This window comes from Halomonas sp. A29, from assembly GCF_046723295.1.
Classification (GTDB): Bacteria; Pseudomonadota; Gammaproteobacteria; order Pseudomonadales; family Halomonadaceae; genus Halomonas.
Map to the genome: position 1 here is coordinate 393,383 of NZ_JAXQPR010000001.1, position 18,477 is coordinate 411,859.

Here is an 18,477-nt window from a genome sequence, read left to right on the forward strand (position 1 = left end):
GGATGTTCCTTCAGTGTGGCCCAACCCCATAAAAGCGACAGTGCAGCTCGCGCACCTGCTCCGCAAGCTCGGGTACCGGCCCCTCCACGATAATGCCTGGAGCAACTTGCGGGATCGGCAAAGGGTGTACAGGAGCCGGCGGAACCCCCAGCTCGCCAAGCCAAGCGGACAGCTGCTCCGAGGAGCTGGCATAGACGATACGCCCAAGCCCAACCCAGGCATGCGCAGCGGCACACATGGGACAGTGTTCGCCCGAGGTGTAGACGGTGGCCTCACGACGCGCCTCCGGGCTCATGTGAGCAGCCGCCCAGCGTGCCAAGGCAAATTCGGGATGGCGGGTTCTGTCACCGGAGGCCACACGATTGTGATCCTCGCCCAGCACGCGGCCGCCACCATCGACAAGGACGGAGCCGAATGGCTCATCGCCTTTCTCGAGCGCTTCAGTGGCCAGCTCCACGCAGCGGCGGAGATGACGAAAATCATCAGGACTCAGCATTCCTCGCTCTCCTCATCATGCCTATCACTTGGGGCGGCCAGCCCTCCCTCCTGCCCCCGTCGCCATGCTGCCGGCGGCGCCCCGAAGGTGCGCTTGAACGCCTTGGTGAAGGAGACCTCCGATTCGTATCCGACCTCCTCGGCAATCAGCGCAATGGGGTCCCGCGACTCCCGCAGACGGCGTGCCGCCAGTTGCATGCGCAGCCCGCTGAGATAACGCATCGGCGGTGCACCCACCAGTTCGGTGAAGCGTTCGGCGAAAGCGGAGCGCGAGAGCCCCACTTCCCGCGCCAATGCTTCGGTCGTCCAGTGGCGGGACGGCAGGTCATGCATCAGCGCCAGGCCGCGGCTGACGAAGGGGTTGCGCAGCCCGCCCAACCAACCGAGCTGCTCCGGCGGCAGGCCGGCGAAGTAACACTGCACGGCTTCGATGAATAGCAGCTCCGCCAACCGCGAAAGCAGCACCGGCGAACGCACCTCGCCCGTCGCGAACTCGCTGGCTGCCAGGCGGAAGGAACTCTCGATCCATGGCCCCGCGACACCCTGCGCCACGTCCAGCGTCATCACGCTCGGTAGCATGGCAACGAGAGGATCGGTCGTCGTATCGCTGAGCAGAAAGCCACACCAGATCCGTGTCGCCTCCCCACTACCGCCGTGAACGATCCGCGCAATGCCGCTCTCGACGGTGGCCTGCATGAGCCCTTCGGCACTCACGGGCGGGCAATCCAGATGGCTACCGAGTACGTGCGGATCGTTGCGCGGCAGCACCACCAAGTGCCCGGCCGGGACTTCCAGCGGAGCCCCTTCGCCCACGCGCAACAGTAGCCGGCCAGCGCTGACGTAATGGTAGGCAATGATGCCCTTGGGCAGGGGCGTGAACGGGTGACAGTCCTCAGGAGCGACTTGGGCGGCCACGCACCAGGGTGCAGTGAACTCCGCATCGAGGAAGATACCCCCGGTCAGGCGGATCGTGCGCAGCACATCGAGAGAAGCCTCCATCGAGCAACGCTCCCGTGATGGCGGCGGCTCGGACAAGAAGTCCGGCGTCTCGCCCATTATCGTCCGCCGCGCCTGCCAGTAGTTTAGCAGCATGGCGTTCGGCGAAGACCGGCGCCATTCCCCGACGAAACGACGGAAAATGTGGAGCGACAACGACAATGCTGACCGACCTGCAAGGAAATATCCTCTCTGGAGCCACCGCAGAATCCCTGGACCTCTATTCCCGCTCTGCCGAGGCCTTCAACCTCTATCGCGGCGACCCCGTGACACCGCTGGACCAGGCCATCGAGGTGGCTCCCGACTTCGCCATGGCGCGAATCCTCCGGGCCTACCTGTTTGCGCTGGCCACCGAGCCCGACGCCGCCGAAGCGGCCAGGGCCGATGTCGCGGCCGTGAAATCGTATCGCCTGAATGATCGCGAAGCCTCCCACGTCGCCGCCCTCGATCACCTGCTGTCCGGGGAGTGGAGCGCGGGTGCCTGCGCGCTGGACCGACACAACATGCGCTATCCGCACGATCTGCTGGCCCTGCAGGCCGGGCACCTGACCGACTTCTACCGTGCCAATGCCCGCGACTTGCGAGATCGCATCGCCCGGGTGCTACCCAAGTGGACACCCGATATCCCAGGCTACTCGATCGTCCTTGGCCTTTACGCCTTCGGGCTGGAGGAGACCGGCGCCTACGCCCGGGCCGAGGCAACCGGCCGAGACGCCCTGGACAGGCAACCGCTCGACTGCTGGGCGCACCATGCCGTGGCCCACGTGATGGAGATGCAGGGCCGCGCCGAGGATGGCATCGGCTGGATGACGGTGCGCGAACCGCACTGGGCGGGCGAGGACAACCTGTTCAAGGTGCACAACTGGTGGCACCTGGCCCTGTGCCACCTCGACCTGGGCCAGACCGAGCGGGCACTGGCGCTGTATGACGGCCCGATCCGCCAGGAGCGCAGCCCCGTGGTACTCGACATGGTCGATGCCTCCGCCCTGCTCTGGCGGCTGCACCTCACCGGCCAGGATGTCGGCAACCGCTGGCAGGAACTGGCGGAAGCCTGGGACAGCCATGCCGATGGCAAGCTCTACCCGTTCAACGACTGGCATGCCGTCATGGCCTATCTGGGCGCCGGCCGTGGCGACCGGATCGACCGGCTGCTGTCGGCGCTTCGAGACAACGACGCAAGCAGGGAAGCGAGCGTCTGGGCCAGGCAGACGGGCCTGCCATTGGTGGAAGGATTCATCGCGTTCTGGCGGGGCGACTATGGCACTGCCGTCGAGCGTCTGCATCCGGCACGCTTCATCGCCAACGGCTTCGGCGGCAGCCACGCCCAGCGCGATATCATCGACTGGACGCTGACCGAAGCCGCCCTGCGTGGAGGATATCGCGACGTGGCCGAGGGGTTGGCGCATGAGCGCCTGGCCACCAAGCCGTTCAGCCCCTTGAATCGCGCCTTCCTGAACCGGGCGACTGCCCTTGGCGACAGACCGCGACAGGTTGCCTGACCGCAGACCGGGTGCTCCGCTGACCGCAGGGCACCCGGCCTGATCCCGCTCTTCGGAAATTCAGCCCGCGTAGCGTAATACCTGCCAGCCCAGCAGGCCGGGACGAACCAGGTATGGCGTGGCATTGGCCAGCCGGGGGCCGTGGGGGGTGCCGATCAACTGGGCACGAATGACGCGAAAGACGCCGGAGTGAGCCACCACCAGCGGCATTTCTACGCTCGCCAATGCGCCGTTCAGCGCCGCCAGCACGCGGATCTGGAAGTCTGCCCAGCTCTCGCCGCCGGGTGGGGTGGCCTCGTAGGGTGGCTGCTGCACCAGCGGCAACTGGTCCAACCGCCCCCAGTCGCGCTCGTCGAGCCCAGTCAGGCGCATCGCCCCCTGGCCGGGAACCGCCAGCTCCGCGGTGCGCCATGCCCGCTGCAGCGTGCTGGTCACGACCCGGCTCCATGGCCGGTCGAGCCACGCAGCCGCCTGTCGCGCCTGGGCCTCTCCCAGTGCCGTCAGCGGCACGTCACTGCGCCCACAGATACGATGCTCGCGGTTGAGCTGCGTCTCGCCGTGGCGAATGAAGACGAAGGGCCTAGCCAGCAGCATCGCAGCCCTCCTTCACCAGGGCTGACTCGTCCGCCGTCAATGACTCGTTCACTTCGCCTACCTCGGTGGTAAAGAGGGGGATCACCTGCCCGGCTCCCAGTTGCCGTACCAGCCCTCCCATATGCGAAAGCCGCAGGTGGACGTTCCAGCGCTGCCAGTCGACCTCGCCTGCCGCTCGCTGGCGTTGCCGCCGAGGCGTGAGATAGCCCGTGTGCAGCAGCCGATGTTCCGGCCAGTCCTGCGGGTCGTCGTCGCGATCCTCGACCAGCCATAGCATGGGCGAATCCGTACGGGAAGCGTCGAGCAGCCGACGAATGGCAGCGTCGTGCCCTTCCCGGCGCAGCGCACGGGGCAGCCGCAGCAAGGCCTCGAGCCCAGCGCGGCAAGCGTGATCCAGGTTCCAGCTCACACCCCGTCGCCCGGCCTCGACGTCGAGCCACAGCGCCATTTCCAGGGCGCGGCCCGATACGGGCACCGGCAGTACACGAGGCTCGCTCAGCCGCTGCGTAATGGCCTCGCGACACTGCCCCTGGGGCGTGTCGTAGCGGCCATAAGAGGCATCCAGCAGCGCGATGCGCGCCGGCGGCGGCTCGTCGAAGGGGAAGAGCAGCGACTCGCGGCAGGCGTCGCCGCTGTAGAATACGCCACCATCGACGCCGAGATGCAGCCATACGCCACCAAGCGAATGCCCCGCCTGGCCGGTGGTCACCGGAATACCCGCGATTCGACACTGGCCACGCTCGGGCAGTGCTCGCCATTCGCGGCCGCCGGGCAGCGCCGTCGCCACCGAGGGAGTGCAGTAGAGCGGCAGTTCGGCGGGCAACGCCGATACACCGCCGATGTGATCGAAATGGTCGTGGCTGATCAGCACGGCGTCGACATCCAGCCCTTCGGCCCATGCCATCGACTGGCCCGGGTGCAGGGCGCCCCCGGCGTCGAGCAGCAGGCGCCTGCCCTCGGCCTCGACCAGGATGGCGGCGGGTGCCTTCTCCCCCAGCCCGCTGAGCACCTCGATGTGCAGGCTCATGTCTCGGGCTCCAGGCACCAGCCCTCGCGCAGGGTCACGGCCACCTGCTGCCCTTCTCCAAGCGGCGTATGGTGGTAGGCCAGCAGTGCCTCACCGCTTTCGAGGCGCAGGTGCAGCTCGTAGCGCTCGCCACGGAAGGTCACGCTCTCCACTCGTCCACGCAGATCCTGCGGAGAAGGGGCACCGGACAGCACCGTCACGTGCTCTGGGCGCACCAGCACCGGCTGGGTGCGCTCGGCAGGGGCGGCGGCAAGCCCACGCATCAGCGCGACCTCCTCCAATCGCTGGCCCGGCCACCCGGCCGCCACGTTCAAAAGGCTGCCCTGGCCGATGAAGCTCGCCACCCAGGCGGTTCGCGGCTGCCGATAGAGGGTTTCCGGCGTGGCCCACTGCGCCAGCCTGCCCTCGCGCATGACCGCGATGCGGTCCGCCAGCGCCATGGCCTCGCTCTGGTCGTGGGTAACGTAGACCAGGGTGGCCTGGGTGCGGCGGTGGAAGTCGCGAAAGCTATGCTCCATGGCCGCGCGCAGGTGGCGGTCGAGGTTGGCCAACGGCTCGTCGAGCAGCACGACGTCGGGATCGGTGACCAGGCAGCGCGCCAGCGCCACGCGCTGACGCTGGCCGCCGCTGAGCTCCTGCGGTGAGCGCTCGGCGTAAGGCGCGAGACCCACCAGCGCCAGCGCCTGGGCCACCCGGTGCCGGTACGTCTCGCCATCCAGGCGGCGCAGCTTGAGCGGATAGCCGATGTTGTCGGCCACGCTCATGTGCGGCCACAGGGCGTAGGATTGGAACACCATCGCCATGTTGCGCTGCTCCGGCGGCACGTGGTGCTCGCGGCTGGCAAGGGTGCGTCCGCCGAGGCGAATCTCCCCCTCGCTGAGCGACTCGAAGCCGGCAAGCATGCGCAGCATGGTGGTCTTGCCGCAGCCACTGGGGCCGAGCAGCGCGACGAACTCTCCCGGGGCGATGTCGAGGGAGAGCGCCTCGACGGCACTCTGCTCGCCGAAGCGCTTGGTCACGCGCTCGATCGTCAACCCTGCCATGGCACGACCCCCTTGGGCAGACGCGGTGCCAGCATGCTCAGGCAGAGCATCAACGCGGCGACCATCAGCACCACCAGTACGGCAACCGCTGAGGCCAGTACGCTCTCGCCGCCTTCGTCGAGATTGAAGATCAGCACGCCCAGGGTCTCGTTCCCCGCGCTCCACAGCAGCGCCGAGACGGTCAGCTCGTTCACCGCCAGCAGGAATACCAGCAGACCACCGGCGAACAGCGCCGGGGCCACCAGCGGCAGCACGATGCCACCCAGGCGCCGCCAGGGGCCGGCGCCTGCGAGCTGGGCCGCCTCCTCCAGCGAGGGGTCGAGCTGGGCGAGGCCGGCGGCCACCGGCTTGAGGCACACCACCAGGAAGCGCGCCAGGTAGGCGACGAAGATCAGCCCCAAGGTGCCATAGAGCGCCACGTTCACTACGGGTATAGGGCGCACGAAGAGCAGGATGCAGGCTACCGCCAGCACCACGCCGGGTAGCGCATAGGGCAGCTCGATGGCGCTCAGCGCCAGGTTCTGCCAGCGCTGGGGCAGGCGCTGCAGGCGGTAGGCCAGCGGCAGGCTGCACAGCATCAGTACAATGGCGGCGCAACCCGCCAGCCACAGGCTGTTGCTCACCGCGCGCCAGGTCGCCCCCTGGCGGCCAATTACTTCGTGATAGGCGTTCAAGGTGACGGTCTCCCAGGTCAGCGGCACGCCCATGGCGGGTACCAGCGAACTCACCACCAGCGCCGCCAAAGGTGCGACCAGAATCGTCAGCAATACCGCCACCAGCAGTGCGGTCACGCCGCCACGCCAGCGCCCCAGCGAAAAGTCGTGGGCGCGGCCGCCATGCCCCACCAGGCCAAAGCGGCTGCGCTTCATCCATGCCTGCTGCAGCGCCACCCCGGCCAGCGCCAATACGCCGATCAGCAGCGAGAGGGAGGCCATCTCCGCCAGCACGCCGGTGCCGAAGCTGGCCATGCGCCGGTAGATCAGGGTCGGCAGCACGTAGTAGCCGGCAGGAATACCCAGCATGGCGGGAATACCGAAGTTGCCCAGGCTCGAGATAAACGCCATGGCGCCTCCCGCAATCAGGCCACTGCGGGTCACCGGCAGGATGATCTGCCCCCACACCTGGGCCTGGCGGGCGCCGCTGATCCGTGCCGCCTCGACCAGTTCGCGGGGGAGAGAAAGCAGCGAGGTACGCAGTGCCAGGAACACCAGCGGTGCGCTCTGGATGCCCAGCAGCAGGGCGATGCCCTCGGCCGAGTAGAGCGGCTGGGGGCTGCCCAGCGGCGGCGCCATGCCGATGCTTTTCAGCAGCGGGCTGGCGGGGCCGAACAGCTGAAGCCAGCTCAGCGCGGTGACCTGGGGCGGGATCATCATCGGCAGCATGAAGCAGAACACCAGCCAGGCCTTGCCGCGAATGTCGGTGAGGGTGATCACGAAGGCGAACAGGCTGCCCAGCACCAGCGCAATCAGCATGCCCAGCCCCGAGGTATAGAGGCTGCGCCACAGCGCCCGCCAGGTGCTCTCGGCCTGCAGCACCCGCCACAACGGCGACTCGCTGCCTTGGGCCAGGTCGCCCAGCGCCTCCATCATCAAGCGCAGGCTGGGTACGAGGCTGAGCGCCACGATGACGAGCATGAGCAGGGTGAGCAGCCAGCGATGCTGGCTGCTGTCGGTGAGCCCCGGTGCCATGGTCAGCTTCCGAACAGGTCGCCGAAGCGCTGCTTGAGATCGGCTTCCCTGGCCAGGGCGCCTTCGATGTCGAGCGGCATCAGCGCGATACCGTCACGGGCGGGGAAGCCTGCCGGTGGGGCGACCTCGGGATGCGCCGGAAGATAGCCCTGCTCGCTGACCAGTTCCTGGCCCTCACGCGAGAGGACGAAGTCGACGAACTTCTGCGCTGCATCGAGGTTCCTGGCGCCCTGCATGATGGCCACCGGCTCGGTCACGGCGCTCACGCCCTCCTCGGGGAACACGAACGCCACCGGCGAGCCCTTGGCCGCCTCGCGGATCGGCAGGAAGTCGACCACGATGCCGTAGGGCTTGGTGCCCGACGCCACGGCGTTGAACACGCCGCCGTTGCCACCCTGGGCCTCGACGCGGTTGGCATGGAGTGCCTCGTAATAGCCCTCGCCCAGCTCGGGGTTCGCCTCGACCGCCGCCATGTGAATCAGCGCGGCGCCGGAATAGAGCGGGCTCGGCATGGTCACCTGCCCTTCGTACTCGGGCTGGGTGAGCTCCTGCCAACTCTGCGGCTGGCGTTCAGCCCCAGTGTTGTAGACGATGCCGGTGGTGATCAGCTTGGTGCCGTAGTAGTAGCCTTCCGGATCGTAGAGTTCGGCGGAGTAGGCCGCGCGTTCCGGGCTCAGGTAGGGCAGCAGATGCCCTTCCTGCTTGAGCGACTCCAGGGTCATGCTGTCCGCGATCAGCAGTACATCGGGGTTGCTGACGCCGGCGGAGAGTTCGGAGCGCAGCCGGGTCATCAGCTGCGTGGTGCCATCCCGCACCCACTCCACCTCGATCTCGGGGTAGGCCGCCTGGAAGGCATCGACGGTCTGCTGGGCATCACTGTTGGGCTGGCTGGTGTAGAGCACCAGCTTCTCGTTGCCGAGAGCCGGAAGGGCCAGGCCGGCAAGAACCACGGCGGCAAGGGCCGCTGACAGGGGGCGCTTCGACATAGGGAAACCTCCGATGAGTGAGCCCCATCGACATTACTGCCATTGGCTTACAGCTCCGTGACAGTAGGTTTTCCCCGACGCTTATGCCTTCTTGACGAATTCCGACTTCAGCTTCATCGGCCCGAAGCCATCGATCTTGCAGTCGATGTCATGGTCGCCCTCCACCAGGCGAATGCTCTTCACCTTGGTGCCCACCTTGACCACTGAAGAGGTGCCCTTGACCTTGAGGTCCTTGATCACGGTAACGCTGTCACCGTCCTGCAGCACGTTGCCGTTGGCATCACGCACCTCCTTCCCGTCGCCAGCCTCGCCGGCTTCCGCCAGACCCGACCACTCGTGGCCGCACTCGGGGCAGGCGTACATATCGGCCACTGCGTAGGTGTACTCGGATTGACAGGCGGGGCAGTTCGGCAAGGCGCTCATGGGCTTCTCTTGGGCAGATTTCGAAGGCGCGAAGCATGCCAGAGCGCCCAAAGGGTGTCCAATGGCCTCCTCACGCGGCGCCGACTCTTAAAGTGGTATGTGGAGACGTTCCTCCCCTAACTGGGCCGCCCCTACCATGAACGATTGGCGTGATCCGGGCTCGACCTGAAAACCCATCTCCCGGTAAAAGTTCGTGGCACCTTCATTCCCCACGATTACCCACAGCGTGGCGCTGGTGAAGCCTTCTTCGAAAAGTGCCTCCAGCGCCTCCCGACACAACCTGCGGCCCACGCCAAGGCGTTGGGCCTCAGGCCTGACGTAGAGTACCCAGATCTCTCCTTGCTGCGGCTCGGCACCATCATCTCGTGAAGCATCGAAGCCAATGAAACCTTGGATCTTCTCACCCAATCGAGCTACCAGCAGGCGTGGGCTCCCCCTTGCCACGGCGTGCCGCCATCTTTCTTCGTGCTCATCGACCGAGAGACCGTCCAGATACGCTGCCGGAATAATACCGGCATAAGCATGCCGCCAAGCTTGGACATGCACTTCGGCAATGCCTCGGCATGCCGCGAGATCCGCCGGCACGAGTTCAAGGCCCGGCGCCTCGTCCCGATCCATATCCGCTTAATCTCCCTTCAAACCCTTGGCATAGAACGCCATGGTCTCGCTGCAGCGAAAGCCCAGCCCCTGGTAGAATCCCGCAGCAGGGATATCCCGCCCCGTGGCCAGGTAGACCGCGCGAACATCTCGCTCAGCCAGTTCCCGCTCCAGAGCCCGATAGAGCTGCGAGCCGATACCTTGGCCCTGCCTTTGCGAGGCGACGCACATCTCCCGCAGGTAGAACAGGTGACAATCCAGGTAGGGTTCGAGGTTACCAAGCACGAAACCCATGACCTCACCCTTGTCGCCTAACGACAGCATCCCCACGAAGCCGGGCGACGCGTGGAAATGCTCAAGCCGCGCCAGAGCTCCATCGACACCCCAAGGTTCGCTCCAAGGTTCCGCGGAGAACACCTGCGCGAACAGTGCCGCGCAGGCTTTCAGGTCGCGGAGCTCCAACCGTCTTGGCGCTATGACCGTCACCTAGCGCTTGTCCTGCGTCTGCGTCTCGAAGTCGCTGGCGTCGTGGCGCTCGTGCAGCTGTTGCTCCGGTGGGCCGAAGGTGCGGTTGACCATGCGCCCGCGCTGCACCGCCGGGCGGGCATCGATCTCCTTGGCCCAGCGCTGCACATTCTCATACTCCTGCACCTGCAGGAATTCGCCGGCATCGTAGACGCGGTCGAGCGCCAGTTGACCGTACCAGCACCAGTTGGCGATATCGGCGATGGTGTATTCGTCACCGCCGAGGTAGCGACTCTCGGCCAGGCGCCGGTCCAGCACGTCGAGCTGGCGCTTGGCCTCCATGGCAAAGCGGTCGATGGCGTACTCGATCTTGGTCGGGGCGTAGGCGTAGAAGTGGCCGAAGCCGCCACCGAGATACGGCGCGCTGCCCATCTGCCAGAACAGCCAGTTCAGGGTCTCGGTACGCCCGGCCGGGTCGCGGGGTAACAGCTCGCCGAACTTCTCGGCCAGGTAGAGCAGGATCGAGCCCGATTCGAACACCCGGGTAGGCGGCGTGGTGCTGTGGTCCATCAGCGCCGGGATCTTCGAGTTGGGATTGACCTCGACGAAGCCACTGCCGAACTGCTCCCCCTCGCCGATACGGATCAGCCAGGCATCGTATTCGGCGCCTGAGTGACCCAGCGCCAGCAACTCCTCAAGCATGATGCCGGCCTTCACCCCGTTGGGCGTGGCCAGCGAGTAGAGTTGCAGCGGATGCTTGCCGACCGGAAGCGCCTTGTCGTGGGTGGAGCCGGCGATGGGGCGGTTGATATTGGCGAACTCGCCACCGTTGGCCTTTTCCCATTTCCAGACCTTCGGCGGTACGTACTCGTTGTCTTGACTCATAAAAGCTCCAATACGCTAGGCTCTGTCCGAAAACTGGTTGCGCTCGACCATACGGCGTTAAAAACCGGCTCAAAGTACTCATTTACATCCCGTAAACTCCGTCTTTTCACCGATTTTCGCTTTGTCTGGCCTTCGCTCACCGACTTTTCAGACAAAGCCTGTGACGACGCATCCCGCCCCGATCCTGGGCAACGGGAGGCATGCAATAGCCACAAAGATAGCGTGTTAACGTTCGAGCTTCGAGTCGGCCTCGCGCCAGTTGGGCGGCACCAGGCCATGGCGGCGCATGCGCCGGTAGATCGTGGGTCGTGAAACGCCGATCTTGCGCGCGACGAGGCTGACGTTCCAGCCGCTCGCACGCAGCAGTTCATGCAGCACCTCGCCTTCGTTCGCTGCTTCTGTCTGCGTCACCGCGAACGTCTGCGGTGCGGCGCCGAGGTGCCCCTGGCACTCTTCCGGCAGGTCGTGGAGGGTGATCTCGTCCCCTTCGGCCGTGACCAGGGCGAAGGCCAGGGCATTCTTGAGCTGGCGGATATTGCCCGGCCAGGCATGGGCCAGCAGTGCGCTCATGGCGTCGGCACGCAGACGCACCTCCCGTTCGCGCTCGGCAAGCAGTGCCTGGTAGACGTTGCGAATCACATAGTGCTTGTCGGCCCGCTCGCGCAGTGCCGGCAGCCGCAGCTGGGCGCCGTTCAGCCGGTAGTAGAGGTCTTCCCGGAAGCCACCCCGGGCGATCAGCTCGCTCATGTCGCGGTGGGTGGCGGTGATCACGCGGATATCGACGCGCACCGCCTTCTCGGCCCCCAGCGGCATCACCTCGCGCTCGGCCAGCACACGCAATAACCGGGTCTGCAGCGTCAGCGGCATGTCGCCGATCTCATCCAGGAACAGAGTGCCACCGTCGGCCTGCTGGATCAGTCCGCGCATGCCCTTGCTGCGCCCACCGGTGAAGGCGCCGGGCAGGTAGCCGAACAGTTCGCTCTCGATCAGCGATTCGGGAATCGCGGCACAGTTCACCGCCACGAAGGGTCCCTTGGAGCGCGTGCCGCTATCGTGCAGCGCCCGGGCCAGCACCTCCTTGCCGGTGCCGGTCTCGCCGGTGACCAACACACTGACTTCCTCGTTGCGCAGCCGCCGCGCCAGCTTGAGCACGCGATGCATGGCGGGGTCGTCCGAGGCGAGCCGGTCCAGCGCCGGCACCGGTGTAAGCGTAGGAGAAGGCGGCAAGCCTCGCGGTGATTGGCGCCGGCCACGCGGCTCGACCAGGGTGATGAAACAGGTGGTGTCGCTGGCGCGCGCCCGAAAGGCGCGAATGCCGTCGTCGCTGGTCGCCGATATACCCAGCAGCTCACCCAGCTCGCCGTCGAACAGCTGGGTGATCGAAGGCTGCCAGCCTGGCGACCACGGTGGCCAGCGCCGCAGGTGGGCGTCGATCAGCGCGCGGCCGGCGCCATTGGCGGCGATCAAGCTGCCGTCCTCCTCGATGGCGATCAGCCCACGACCATTGAGATGAACGAACTCGCGGGCGGTATCGAAGCGCAGCATCAGGCAGTGGCGATAGCGGTGCAGGAAATAGGCGTCCTCGATCATGCGGGCGTAGAGCGAAACCAGCGGCAGACCGAAGTTCTGGCTCTCCTGGGCGCGCGGCGACTGCAGCGCGGAGATGTCCAGCACCGCGATGACCTGCCCCTGCGGGTCGGTGATCGGTGCCGCCGTGCAGGTCAGGCTGATGTGTGTGGCGTCGAAGTGTTCGCTCTGGTGGCAGGTTATCGCCTGAGCGTCGTGCACGCAGGTGCCGACCGCACAGGTTCCCGCGTAGCGCTCGTCCCAATCGGCGCCGAGGTAGAGGCCGGCACGGCGCAGGTCGGACTCCCGGTCGCGCTGGCCACGGAAATCGACGGTGATGCCCTGCCGGTCGGTAAGCAGCAGCACATAGCCCAGCGGGGCGATCTGGGTGAAGAGCTGATCGACACCCGCCCGGGCGACGTGCAGCAGTTCATCCACCGGTTCGCGGTGCTCCTTGAGCGCTTGCTGGGTCAGCACCCGCACGGGACGAGGGCGGCCGGGGTCGAGCCGGTACTCGCCGACGCAGCGCTCCCAGGAGCGCCGAATCACTTCCCTGCATCCGCCCAGGTCGGCCGGCTGGCCTTCGCTGAGCCGGATCAGGGTCTCGATGTGCTGGCGTTGCTCGTTACGCAATGGCATCGCTGCCTCCGGTGCCATCTTGCCACGCTCCTGTAGCAGAGGCCCTTGTTGTTGTGTGGCAGTGTTGTGTGGCAGAGCTGACTTCAAGCCTATGCCGTACCGGGCAGGAGTCAATCGGCTCCGCCTGCGCCCTTGGTCGGGGGTTTACAGGTGTAACGCCGGGCCACCCCGGCAACGTGACAGCTGTCACGCGCGTTACAGGTGGGCAGAACAGCGCCCCGCACTATCTCCGTTACTATCCCACTCAAAAAAATAAATCTTTTCAATCACCTGAAAGAGCTTCTCGCACAACCTCCGCGGCTGGCACGGTTTCTGCCAGAACACAGGGCGTCCCCTAACAACAAGCGGAGAACAACGATGACGACACCCACGCCAACTCAACACGCCAAGCAGTGGCTGCGCGACTTCGAGATCGCGCTGGAGCAGCGCGACATTGAACGGGTCATGGCCCTGTTCCATGACGAGTGCTACTGGCGCGACCTGGTCGCCTTCACCTGGAACCTCAAGACGCTGGAAGGCAAGGACGACATCCAGTCGATGCTCAACGCCACCCTGGGCGAAGCGCGCCCCGCGAACTGGCAGATCGACGGGGAAGCCACCGAAGCCAACGGCGTGACCGAAGCCTGGTTCACCTTCGAGACCGGCGTGGCCCATGGCAAGGGCCTCCTGCGCCTGAAGGACGGCAAATGCTGGACCCTGCTGACCACCATGCAGGAACTCAAGGACCATCCCGAACCACGTGGCGCCAGGCGCCCCATGGGAGCCGAGCACGGCGCCAGCAAGACCCGCGAGACCTGGCTCGAGTCGCGCCAGCGGGAAGCGCGGGAGCTCGGCTACACACGCCAGCCCTACTGCGTGATCATCGGCGGCGGCCAGGGCGGTATCGGGCTTGCCGCACGGCTGCGCCAGCTCGACGTGCCCACCATCGTGCTCGACAAGCACCCCCGCCCCGGCGACGCCTGGCGCAACCGCTACAAGTCGCTGTGCCTGCACGACCCGGTATGGTACGACCACCTGCCCTACATCCCCTTCCCCGAGAACTGGCCGGTGTTCGCGCCCAAGGACAAGATCGGCGACTGGCTGGAGATGTACACCAGGGTGATGGAGCTCAACTACTGGAGCTCCACCGAGTGCGAGGGCGCCAGCTTCGACGAGGCCAGCGGCGAGTGGACGGTGCGAGTCAACCGCGACGGCGAGCAGGTCACGCTCAGGCCCAAGCAGCTGATCCTGGCCACCGGCATGTCGGGCGTGCCCAACGTGCCGCACTTCCCCGGCGCCGAGACCTTCGAAGGCGAGCAGCAGCACTCCAGCCAGCACCCGGGGCCGGACGCCTATCGTGGCAAGAAAGTGGTCGTGGTGGGCTCCAACAACTCGGCCCATGACATCTGCGCGGCGCTGTGGGAGAACGATGCCGACGTGACCATGATCCAGCGCTCCTCGACCCATATCGTAAAGTCCGACTCGCTGATGGAACACGCCCTCGGCCCGCTCTATTCCGAGGAGGCAGTGAAGAACGGCATCACCCACGACAAGGCCGACCTGATCTTCGCCTCGATTCCCTACAAGCTGCTGCCCGACTTCCAACGGCCCGCCTTCGACCGGATCCGCGAACGCGATGCCGAGTTCTACCAGAGACTCGAAGAGGCCGGTTTCCTGCTCGACTTCGGCGACGACGACTCAGGCCTGTTCCTCAAGTACCTGCGGCGCGGCTCCGGCTACTACATCGACGTGGGCGCCTGCGACCTGGTAGCCAATGGCGACATCAAGCTACGCAGCGGCGTGGGCATCGAGCGCATCAACCCACGCTCGGTGACGCTCAGCGACGGCTCCGAGCTGCCCGCCGACCTGATCGTCTACGCCACCGGCTACGGCTCCATGAACGGCTGGGCAGCGCGCATCATCTCCCAGGAGGTGGCCGACAAGGTCGGCAAGTGCTGGGGGCTCGGCTCCGACACGACCAAGGACCCCGGTCCTTGGGAGGGCGAGCTGCGCAACATGTGGAAGCCCACCCAGCAGCAGGCGTTGTGGTTCCACGGCGGCAACCTGCACCAGTCGCGCCACTACTCCCACTACCTGGCGCTACAGCTCAAAGCGCGCATGGAAGGCATTCCCACGCCGGTCTATGGCCAACAGGAAGTGCATCACCTCGCCTGATTTTCACCTGACACAGCGGGCCGGCACCTTGCCGGCTCGCCTCACAAGAACAACGAGGCCATTCCATGAACGACAACAAGCACACCATGCAAGCGGCCGTCTGGTATCGCGCCCGCGACCTGCGCGTGGAAACGGTTACAACACCACGAATCGAGGAGCCGCACCAGGTCAAGGTAAAGGTCGCCGCCTGCGGCATCTGCGGCAGCGACCTGCACGAGTACAGCGCCGGCCCCATCTTTATTCCAGTGGATGAGCCGCACCCGCTCAGCCAGCAGCGCGCCCCCATCATCATGGGCCACGAGTTCGCTGGTGAAGTGGTGGAGGTGGGTGAACGCGTTACTCGGGTCAAGCCCGGAGATCGCGTCGCCATCGAGCCGATCCTGTCGCCCCATCGAGACGGCAGCTACCTGATGGAGCGCTACAATCTTACGCCCCTGCTGGGCTTCCATGGCCTATCGGGAGGCGGCGGCGGTTTCTCGGAGTACACCGTGGTCGGCGAACACATGGTCCACCGCATGCCCGAGGCGCTCTCCTACGATCAAGGCGCCCTGGTGGAGCCCGCCGCCGTGGGCCTGCATGCCGTTCGCCAGAGTTCGCTGAAAGCCGGTGACAGCGCCGTGGTGTTCGGCGCGGGCCCCATCGGGCTGATGGTGATCGAGTCCCTCAAGGCCGCCGGCGCCGCCGAGATCTATGCCGTCGAGCTTTCCGAAGTGCGGCGGCAGAAGGCCACCGATCTAGGCGCCACGGCGCTGGACCCACAACAGGGCGACGTGGTGGCACGGATCCACGACCTCACCCGCGGCGGCGTGGACTTCGCCTTCGAGGTGACCGGCATCCCCGCCGTACTCAACCAGGTCATCAACAGTACCCACGCCGGCGGAGAGATGGTGGTCGTGAGCATCTGGGAAACGGAAGCTGCCTTCCAACCCAACGACCTGGTGATAAAGGAGCGCACCATGAAGGGCATCATCGCCTATCGGCACGTCTACCCCGCCGTCATGGCGCTGATGGAACAGGGCTACTACCGCGCGGAGGACCTGATCACCGCGCGCATCCCCCTTACGGACGTGGTCGAAAAAGGCTTCGAAACGCTGCTCAACGACAAATCTCACGTGAAGATCATCGTGGAGCCGTAGGTCGCTCGCAACCGAAAGCGGCGCAGCCACGATGATGGCTGCGCCGCTTTTTACAGCTCACCTCTTGGCGCTTACCTATTGGCACTCGAGGCAATCAACGTGCCTCCCGCGCCCAGGAAAAGCCCGCCGGTGGTGCGATGAAACGCGCGCATCCTGCCGGGGCTATCGAACCAGCGGCCCAGGCCCGAGCCCAGGGTGGCGTAGAGCGTCATCAGGGTGGTGTCGATGACCAGCCAGGTCAGCGCCAGGATGACGAACTGGAGCACTTGCGGTTCGCCGATGGTGATGAAGTTGGGGAACAGAGCAGCGAAGAACAGCAGGTCCTTGGGATTGCCGATCCCCACCAGGAAACCCTGGCGGAACAGGGTAGGTACGGATTGCCTCGTGGCCACCCCCACTTCGGGCACCTCCGCCATCGGCGAACGGGGTACCGTCAGCCAAGCCTGCAGCCCCAGGTAGATCAGGTAGGCGCCACCGACCAGCTTGAGTACGAAGAAGGCCGTTTCCGAGGTGGCCAGAACGGCGCCGAGGCCCAATGCAGAGAGCGCCATCAGAACCAACGACGCTATGCCGCCGCCAAGCACGGTAGCGAAGGCCCGATGCCGACCGAATCGCAAGCCATGACTGGTGCATAGCAGTGCCACCGGCCCCGGGAAGATGATCAGGGCCGTAATCACGCCCACGTAGGTTATCCAGGTCCACCACTCCACGAGCCATCTCCTTGTGATCACTCTGTCAGGCGATCAACAGCAAAGCTCGAGCTTACCGCAAAGGCTATTGCTGTGCCTGTAGCGCCTCGACATCGCCCGCCACGATGAGCGATAGATGCTGGGTGATCTTTTCCACCGGCCAGTCCCACCAGGCAATGGCCTGCAGGGTTTCGACCGCCTCCGGCGGGAAGCGCTGCTTGATGGGGCGGGCCGGGTTGCCGCCGACCACCGTATAGGGCGGTACGTCGCTCACCACTACCGAGCGCGACGATATAATGGCGCCGTTGCCGATCTTCACGCCGGGCATGATGAGGGCGTCATAACCGATCCACACGTCGTGCCCAACGACCGTGTCGCCCTTGTAGGGCAGCTCGCTTGGCTCCGGCATGACCTTCTCCCAGCCATTGCCGAAGATCTGGAACGGGTAGGTGGAGATGCCGGAAAGCTTGTGATTCGCCCCGTTCATGATGAACTTGGCGCCCCGTGCAATGGCGCAGAACTTGCCGATGATCAGTTTGTCGCCAATGAACGGGTAATGGTAGAGCACGTTGCGCTCGAAGTTCTCCGAATCCTCCGGATCGTCGTAGTAGGTGTAGTCGCCGACGATGATATTCGGGCCCTTGATCACGTTCTTGATGAAGCACACCTGGGGAAACCCTTCCATGGGGTGCTTATTGGTCGGGTCTGGTCCATGCACTGCTGCTCTCCTAATGTCATCTGCTAACGTTTACCGATGCCCTCTTCTATTCTCCTTGGATAGAGAAGAGACGCATAATACCCACTCCGGATGGGCGCCATGGCACAAGACCGCGAAGATCTCGAGCCCGAGCACCGCCCCGAGGCAGTGAAGGAGCGCCTGTCCCAGCCGCCGCAAGCGAACTCCATGCCCGATGCGATACTCGGGGGCATCGATGGGTGCGTAACCACATTCGCCGTCGTTTCTGGCGCTTTCGGCGCAGGCTTTTCCCCTACGGTCGCCCTGGTACTCGGTTTCGCCAACCTTCTTGCCGACGGCTTCAGCATGGCCGTCAGCAACTACGAGGCTTCCCAAGCGCAGCAGGAACATATCGACAGTGTCGCTCGTCGCGAATATCACCATATCCAGCTCATTCCCGAAGGAGAGAGAGAAGAAATACGCCAGATTTTCCGTGCAAAAGGCTTCGAGGGGGAATTGCTGGAAAGAGTGGTGGAAACCCTGACCGACGATCACGATATCTGGGTGGACACCATGCTCAAGGAAGAGTATTCCCTGCAGCCTGTCGGATTGAGCCCCCTGCACGCCGCGCTGACGACCTTCTTCGCTTTTATCATCGTAGGCGCCATGCCGCTACTGCCCTATGCGCTACCGGGCCTGGATGCCACCACCCAATTCCTGGCAAGTCTACTTATCGCCGGTGCAATGTTCTTCAACATCGGGATGCTCAAGAGCCTGGTCTACCACCGGCCGATGTTACGCTCGGGGCTTCGTACCCTGTTGATAGGAGGCGCCGCCGCCAGCCTCGCCTTCATCAGCGGACACCTGGCGCATGCGCTGTTCGGTTTGAGCTAGCTCGTGAGCAACCCCGGCGCCATAT

General features: G+C 65.3%; 18 protein-coding genes. 4 read left to right on the plus strand and 14 right to left on the minus strand.

The window, feature by feature from the left end:
- Positions 1 to 10: 10 nt before the first annotated feature.
- Entirely contained in the window at positions 11 to 496 is a 486-nt protein-coding gene (locus SPH52_RS01940; protein WP_411793315.1) for a nucleoside deaminase, read from the minus strand.
- A complete protein-coding gene (locus tag SPH52_RS01945) occupies positions 490 to 1,494 on the minus strand; it encodes an AraC family transcriptional regulator (protein WP_411793316.1) in 1,005 nt (334 codons plus the stop codon). Before SPH52_RS01945 ends, SPH52_RS01940 begins: the two co-directional genes overlap by 7 nt.
- Positions 1,495 to 1,652: 158 nt before the next feature.
- On the opposite strand from SPH52_RS01945, the gene SPH52_RS01950 reads away from it, so the two are divergent.
- Positions 1,653 to 2,990, plus strand: coding sequence for a tetratricopeptide repeat protein (locus SPH52_RS01950; protein ID WP_411793317.1), 1,338 nt, complete (start codon positions 1,653 to 1,655; stop codon positions 2,988 to 2,990).
- Between the two features lie 60 nt (positions 2,991 to 3,050).
- Here SPH52_RS01950 and SPH52_RS01955 read toward each other — a convergent pair whose 3' ends face one another.
- From SPH52_RS01955 to SPH52_RS02000, 10 genes are all read right to left on the minus strand, one after another.
- A complete protein-coding gene (locus tag SPH52_RS01955) occupies positions 3,051 to 3,584 on the minus strand; it encodes a histidine phosphatase family protein (RefSeq protein WP_411793318.1) in 534 nt (177 codons plus the stop codon).
- Complete coding sequence (locus tag SPH52_RS01960) at positions 3,571 to 4,611, minus strand: MBL fold metallo-hydrolase (RefSeq protein WP_411793319.1); 1,041 nt, start codon at positions 4,609 to 4,611, stop codon at positions 3,571 to 3,573. The genes SPH52_RS01955 and SPH52_RS01960 overlap by 14 nt, the downstream gene beginning before the upstream one ends.
- Positions 4,608 to 5,654, minus strand: coding sequence for an ABC transporter ATP-binding protein (locus tag SPH52_RS01965; protein ID WP_411793320.1), 1,047 nt, complete (start codon positions 5,652 to 5,654; stop codon positions 4,608 to 4,610). The genes SPH52_RS01960 and SPH52_RS01965 overlap by 4 nt, the downstream gene beginning before the upstream one ends.
- Positions 5,642 to 7,342 carry an ABC transporter permease gene (locus SPH52_RS01970; RefSeq protein ID WP_411793321.1) on the minus strand — a complete coding sequence of 567 codons (1,701 nt, stop codon included), beginning with the start codon at positions 7,340 to 7,342 and terminating at the stop codon, positions 5,642 to 5,644. The genes SPH52_RS01965 and SPH52_RS01970 overlap by 13 nt, the downstream gene beginning before the upstream one ends.
- Positions 7,343 to 7,344: 2 nt before the next feature.
- Positions 7,345 to 8,328 carry an ABC transporter substrate-binding protein gene (locus tag SPH52_RS01975; RefSeq protein ID WP_411793322.1) on the minus strand — a complete coding sequence of 328 codons (984 nt, stop codon included), beginning with the start codon at positions 8,326 to 8,328 and terminating at the stop codon, positions 7,345 to 7,347.
- 81 nt (positions 8,329 to 8,409) lie between these two features.
- Positions 8,410 to 8,751 (minus strand): zinc ribbon domain-containing protein YjdM, encoded by a 342-nt coding sequence (locus SPH52_RS01980; RefSeq protein ID WP_411793323.1) that lies wholly within the window; start codon positions 8,749 to 8,751, stop codon positions 8,410 to 8,412.
- A gap of 87 nt (positions 8,752 to 8,838) precedes the next feature.
- Positions 8,839 to 9,369, minus strand: coding sequence for an N-acetyltransferase family protein (locus SPH52_RS01985; protein WP_411793324.1), 531 nt, complete (start codon positions 9,367 to 9,369; stop codon positions 8,839 to 8,841).
- A 6-nt stretch (positions 9,370 to 9,375) separates the two neighbouring features.
- Positions 9,376 to 9,834: a GNAT family N-acetyltransferase gene (locus SPH52_RS01990; RefSeq protein ID WP_411793325.1), complete on the minus strand. Its 459-nt coding sequence runs from the start codon at positions 9,832 to 9,834 to the stop codon at positions 9,376 to 9,378.
- Positions 9,835 to 10,698 (minus strand): glutathione-dependent disulfide-bond oxidoreductase, encoded by an 864-nt coding sequence (gene yghU / locus SPH52_RS01995; protein ID WP_411793326.1) that lies wholly within the window; start codon positions 10,696 to 10,698, stop codon positions 9,835 to 9,837. It lies immediately after the preceding gene.
- A 225-nt stretch (positions 10,699 to 10,923) separates the two neighbouring features.
- The gene (locus SPH52_RS02000; protein WP_411793595.1) at positions 10,924 to 12,903 is read right to left on the minus strand and encodes a sigma-54-dependent Fis family transcriptional regulator; all 1,980 of its coding nucleotides are present in this window, start codon (positions 12,901 to 12,903) and stop codon (positions 10,924 to 10,926) included.
- A gap of 357 nt (positions 12,904 to 13,260) precedes the next feature.
- On the opposite strand from SPH52_RS02000, the gene SPH52_RS02005 reads away from it, so the two are divergent.
- Entirely contained in the window at positions 13,261 to 15,057 is a 1,797-nt protein-coding gene (locus SPH52_RS02005) for an NAD(P)/FAD-dependent oxidoreductase (protein ID WP_411793327.1), read from the plus strand.
- Between the two features lie 86 nt (positions 15,058 to 15,143).
- The gene (locus tag SPH52_RS02010; protein WP_411793596.1) at positions 15,144 to 16,193 is read left to right on the plus strand and encodes a 2,3-butanediol dehydrogenase; all 1,050 of its coding nucleotides are present in this window, start codon (positions 15,144 to 15,146) and stop codon (positions 16,191 to 16,193) included.
- A gap of 71 nt (positions 16,194 to 16,264) precedes the next feature.
- Here the strand turns inward: SPH52_RS02010 and SPH52_RS02015 are convergent, their stop codons facing one another.
- Together SPH52_RS02015 and SPH52_RS02020 are read right to left on the minus strand one after the other, a co-directional pair.
- Complete coding sequence (locus SPH52_RS02015; RefSeq protein ID WP_411793328.1) at positions 16,265 to 16,903, minus strand: LysE family translocator; 639 nt, start codon at positions 16,901 to 16,903, stop codon at positions 16,265 to 16,267.
- 64 nt (positions 16,904 to 16,967) lie between these two features.
- A complete protein-coding gene (locus tag SPH52_RS02020; protein ID WP_411793329.1) occupies positions 16,968 to 17,600 on the minus strand; it encodes a Vat family streptogramin A O-acetyltransferase in 633 nt (210 codons plus the stop codon).
- A 99-nt stretch (positions 17,601 to 17,699) separates the two neighbouring features.
- On the opposite strand from SPH52_RS02020, the gene SPH52_RS02025 reads away from it, so the two are divergent.
- Positions 17,700 to 18,452, plus strand: a complete 753-nt coding sequence (locus tag SPH52_RS02025) for a VIT1/CCC1 transporter family protein (RefSeq protein ID WP_411793330.1) — start codon at positions 17,700 to 17,702, stop codon at positions 18,450 to 18,452.
- Positions 18,453 to 18,477 lie beyond the last annotated feature (25 nt).

What these genes read in the sequence shown, in the direction of transcription:
- SPH52_RS01980 (WP_411793323.1), bottom strand. Translation starts at nt 8,751, where the DNA reads ATGAGCGCCTTGCCGAACTGCCCCGCCTGTCAATCCGAGTACACCTAC.
- SPH52_RS01975 (WP_411793322.1), bottom strand. Translation starts at nt 8,328, where the DNA reads ATGTCGAAGCGCCCCCTGTCAGCGGCCCTTGCCGCCGTGGTTCTTGCC.
- yghU (WP_411793326.1), bottom strand. Translation starts at nt 10,698, where the DNA reads ATGAGTCAAGACAACGAGTACGTACCGCCGAAGGTCTGGAAATGGGAA.
- SPH52_RS02000 (WP_411793595.1), bottom strand. Translation starts at nt 12,903, where the DNA reads ATGCCATTGCGTAACGAGCAACGCCAGCACATCGAGACCCTGATCCGG.
- SPH52_RS02025 (WP_411793330.1), top strand. Translation starts at nt 17,700, where the DNA reads ATGGCACAAGACCGCGAAGATCTCGAGCCCGAGCACCGCCCCGAGGCA.
- SPH52_RS01945 (WP_411793316.1), bottom strand. Translation starts at nt 1,494, where the DNA reads ATGGAGGCTTCTCTCGATGTGCTGCGCACGATCCGCCTGACCGGGGGT.
- SPH52_RS01985 (WP_411793324.1), bottom strand. Translation starts at nt 9,369, where the DNA reads ATGGATCGGGACGAGGCGCCGGGCCTTGAACTCGTGCCGGCGGATCTC.
- SPH52_RS02005 (WP_411793327.1), top strand. Translation starts at nt 13,261, where the DNA reads ATGACGACACCCACGCCAACTCAACACGCCAAGCAGTGGCTGCGCGAC.
- SPH52_RS01970 (WP_411793321.1), bottom strand. Translation starts at nt 7,342, where the DNA reads ATGGCACCGGGGCTCACCGACAGCAGCCAGCATCGCTGGCTGCTCACC.
- SPH52_RS01950 (WP_411793317.1), top strand. Translation starts at nt 1,653, where the DNA reads ATGCTGACCGACCTGCAAGGAAATATCCTCTCTGGAGCCACCGCAGAA.
- SPH52_RS01940 (WP_411793315.1), bottom strand. Translation starts at nt 496, where the DNA reads ATGCTGAGTCCTGATGATTTTCGTCATCTCCGCCGCTGCGTGGAGCTG.
- SPH52_RS02010 (WP_411793596.1), top strand. Translation starts at nt 15,144, where the DNA reads ATGCAAGCGGCCGTCTGGTATCGCGCCCGCGACCTGCGCGTGGAAACG.
- SPH52_RS01955 (WP_411793318.1), bottom strand. Translation starts at nt 3,584, where the DNA reads ATGCTGCTGGCTAGGCCCTTCGTCTTCATTCGCCACGGCGAGACGCAG.
- SPH52_RS01965 (WP_411793320.1), bottom strand. Translation starts at nt 5,654, where the DNA reads ATGGCAGGGTTGACGATCGAGCGCGTGACCAAGCGCTTCGGCGAGCAG.
- SPH52_RS01960 (WP_411793319.1), bottom strand. Translation starts at nt 4,611, where the DNA reads ATGAGCCTGCACATCGAGGTGCTCAGCGGGCTGGGGGAGAAGGCACCC.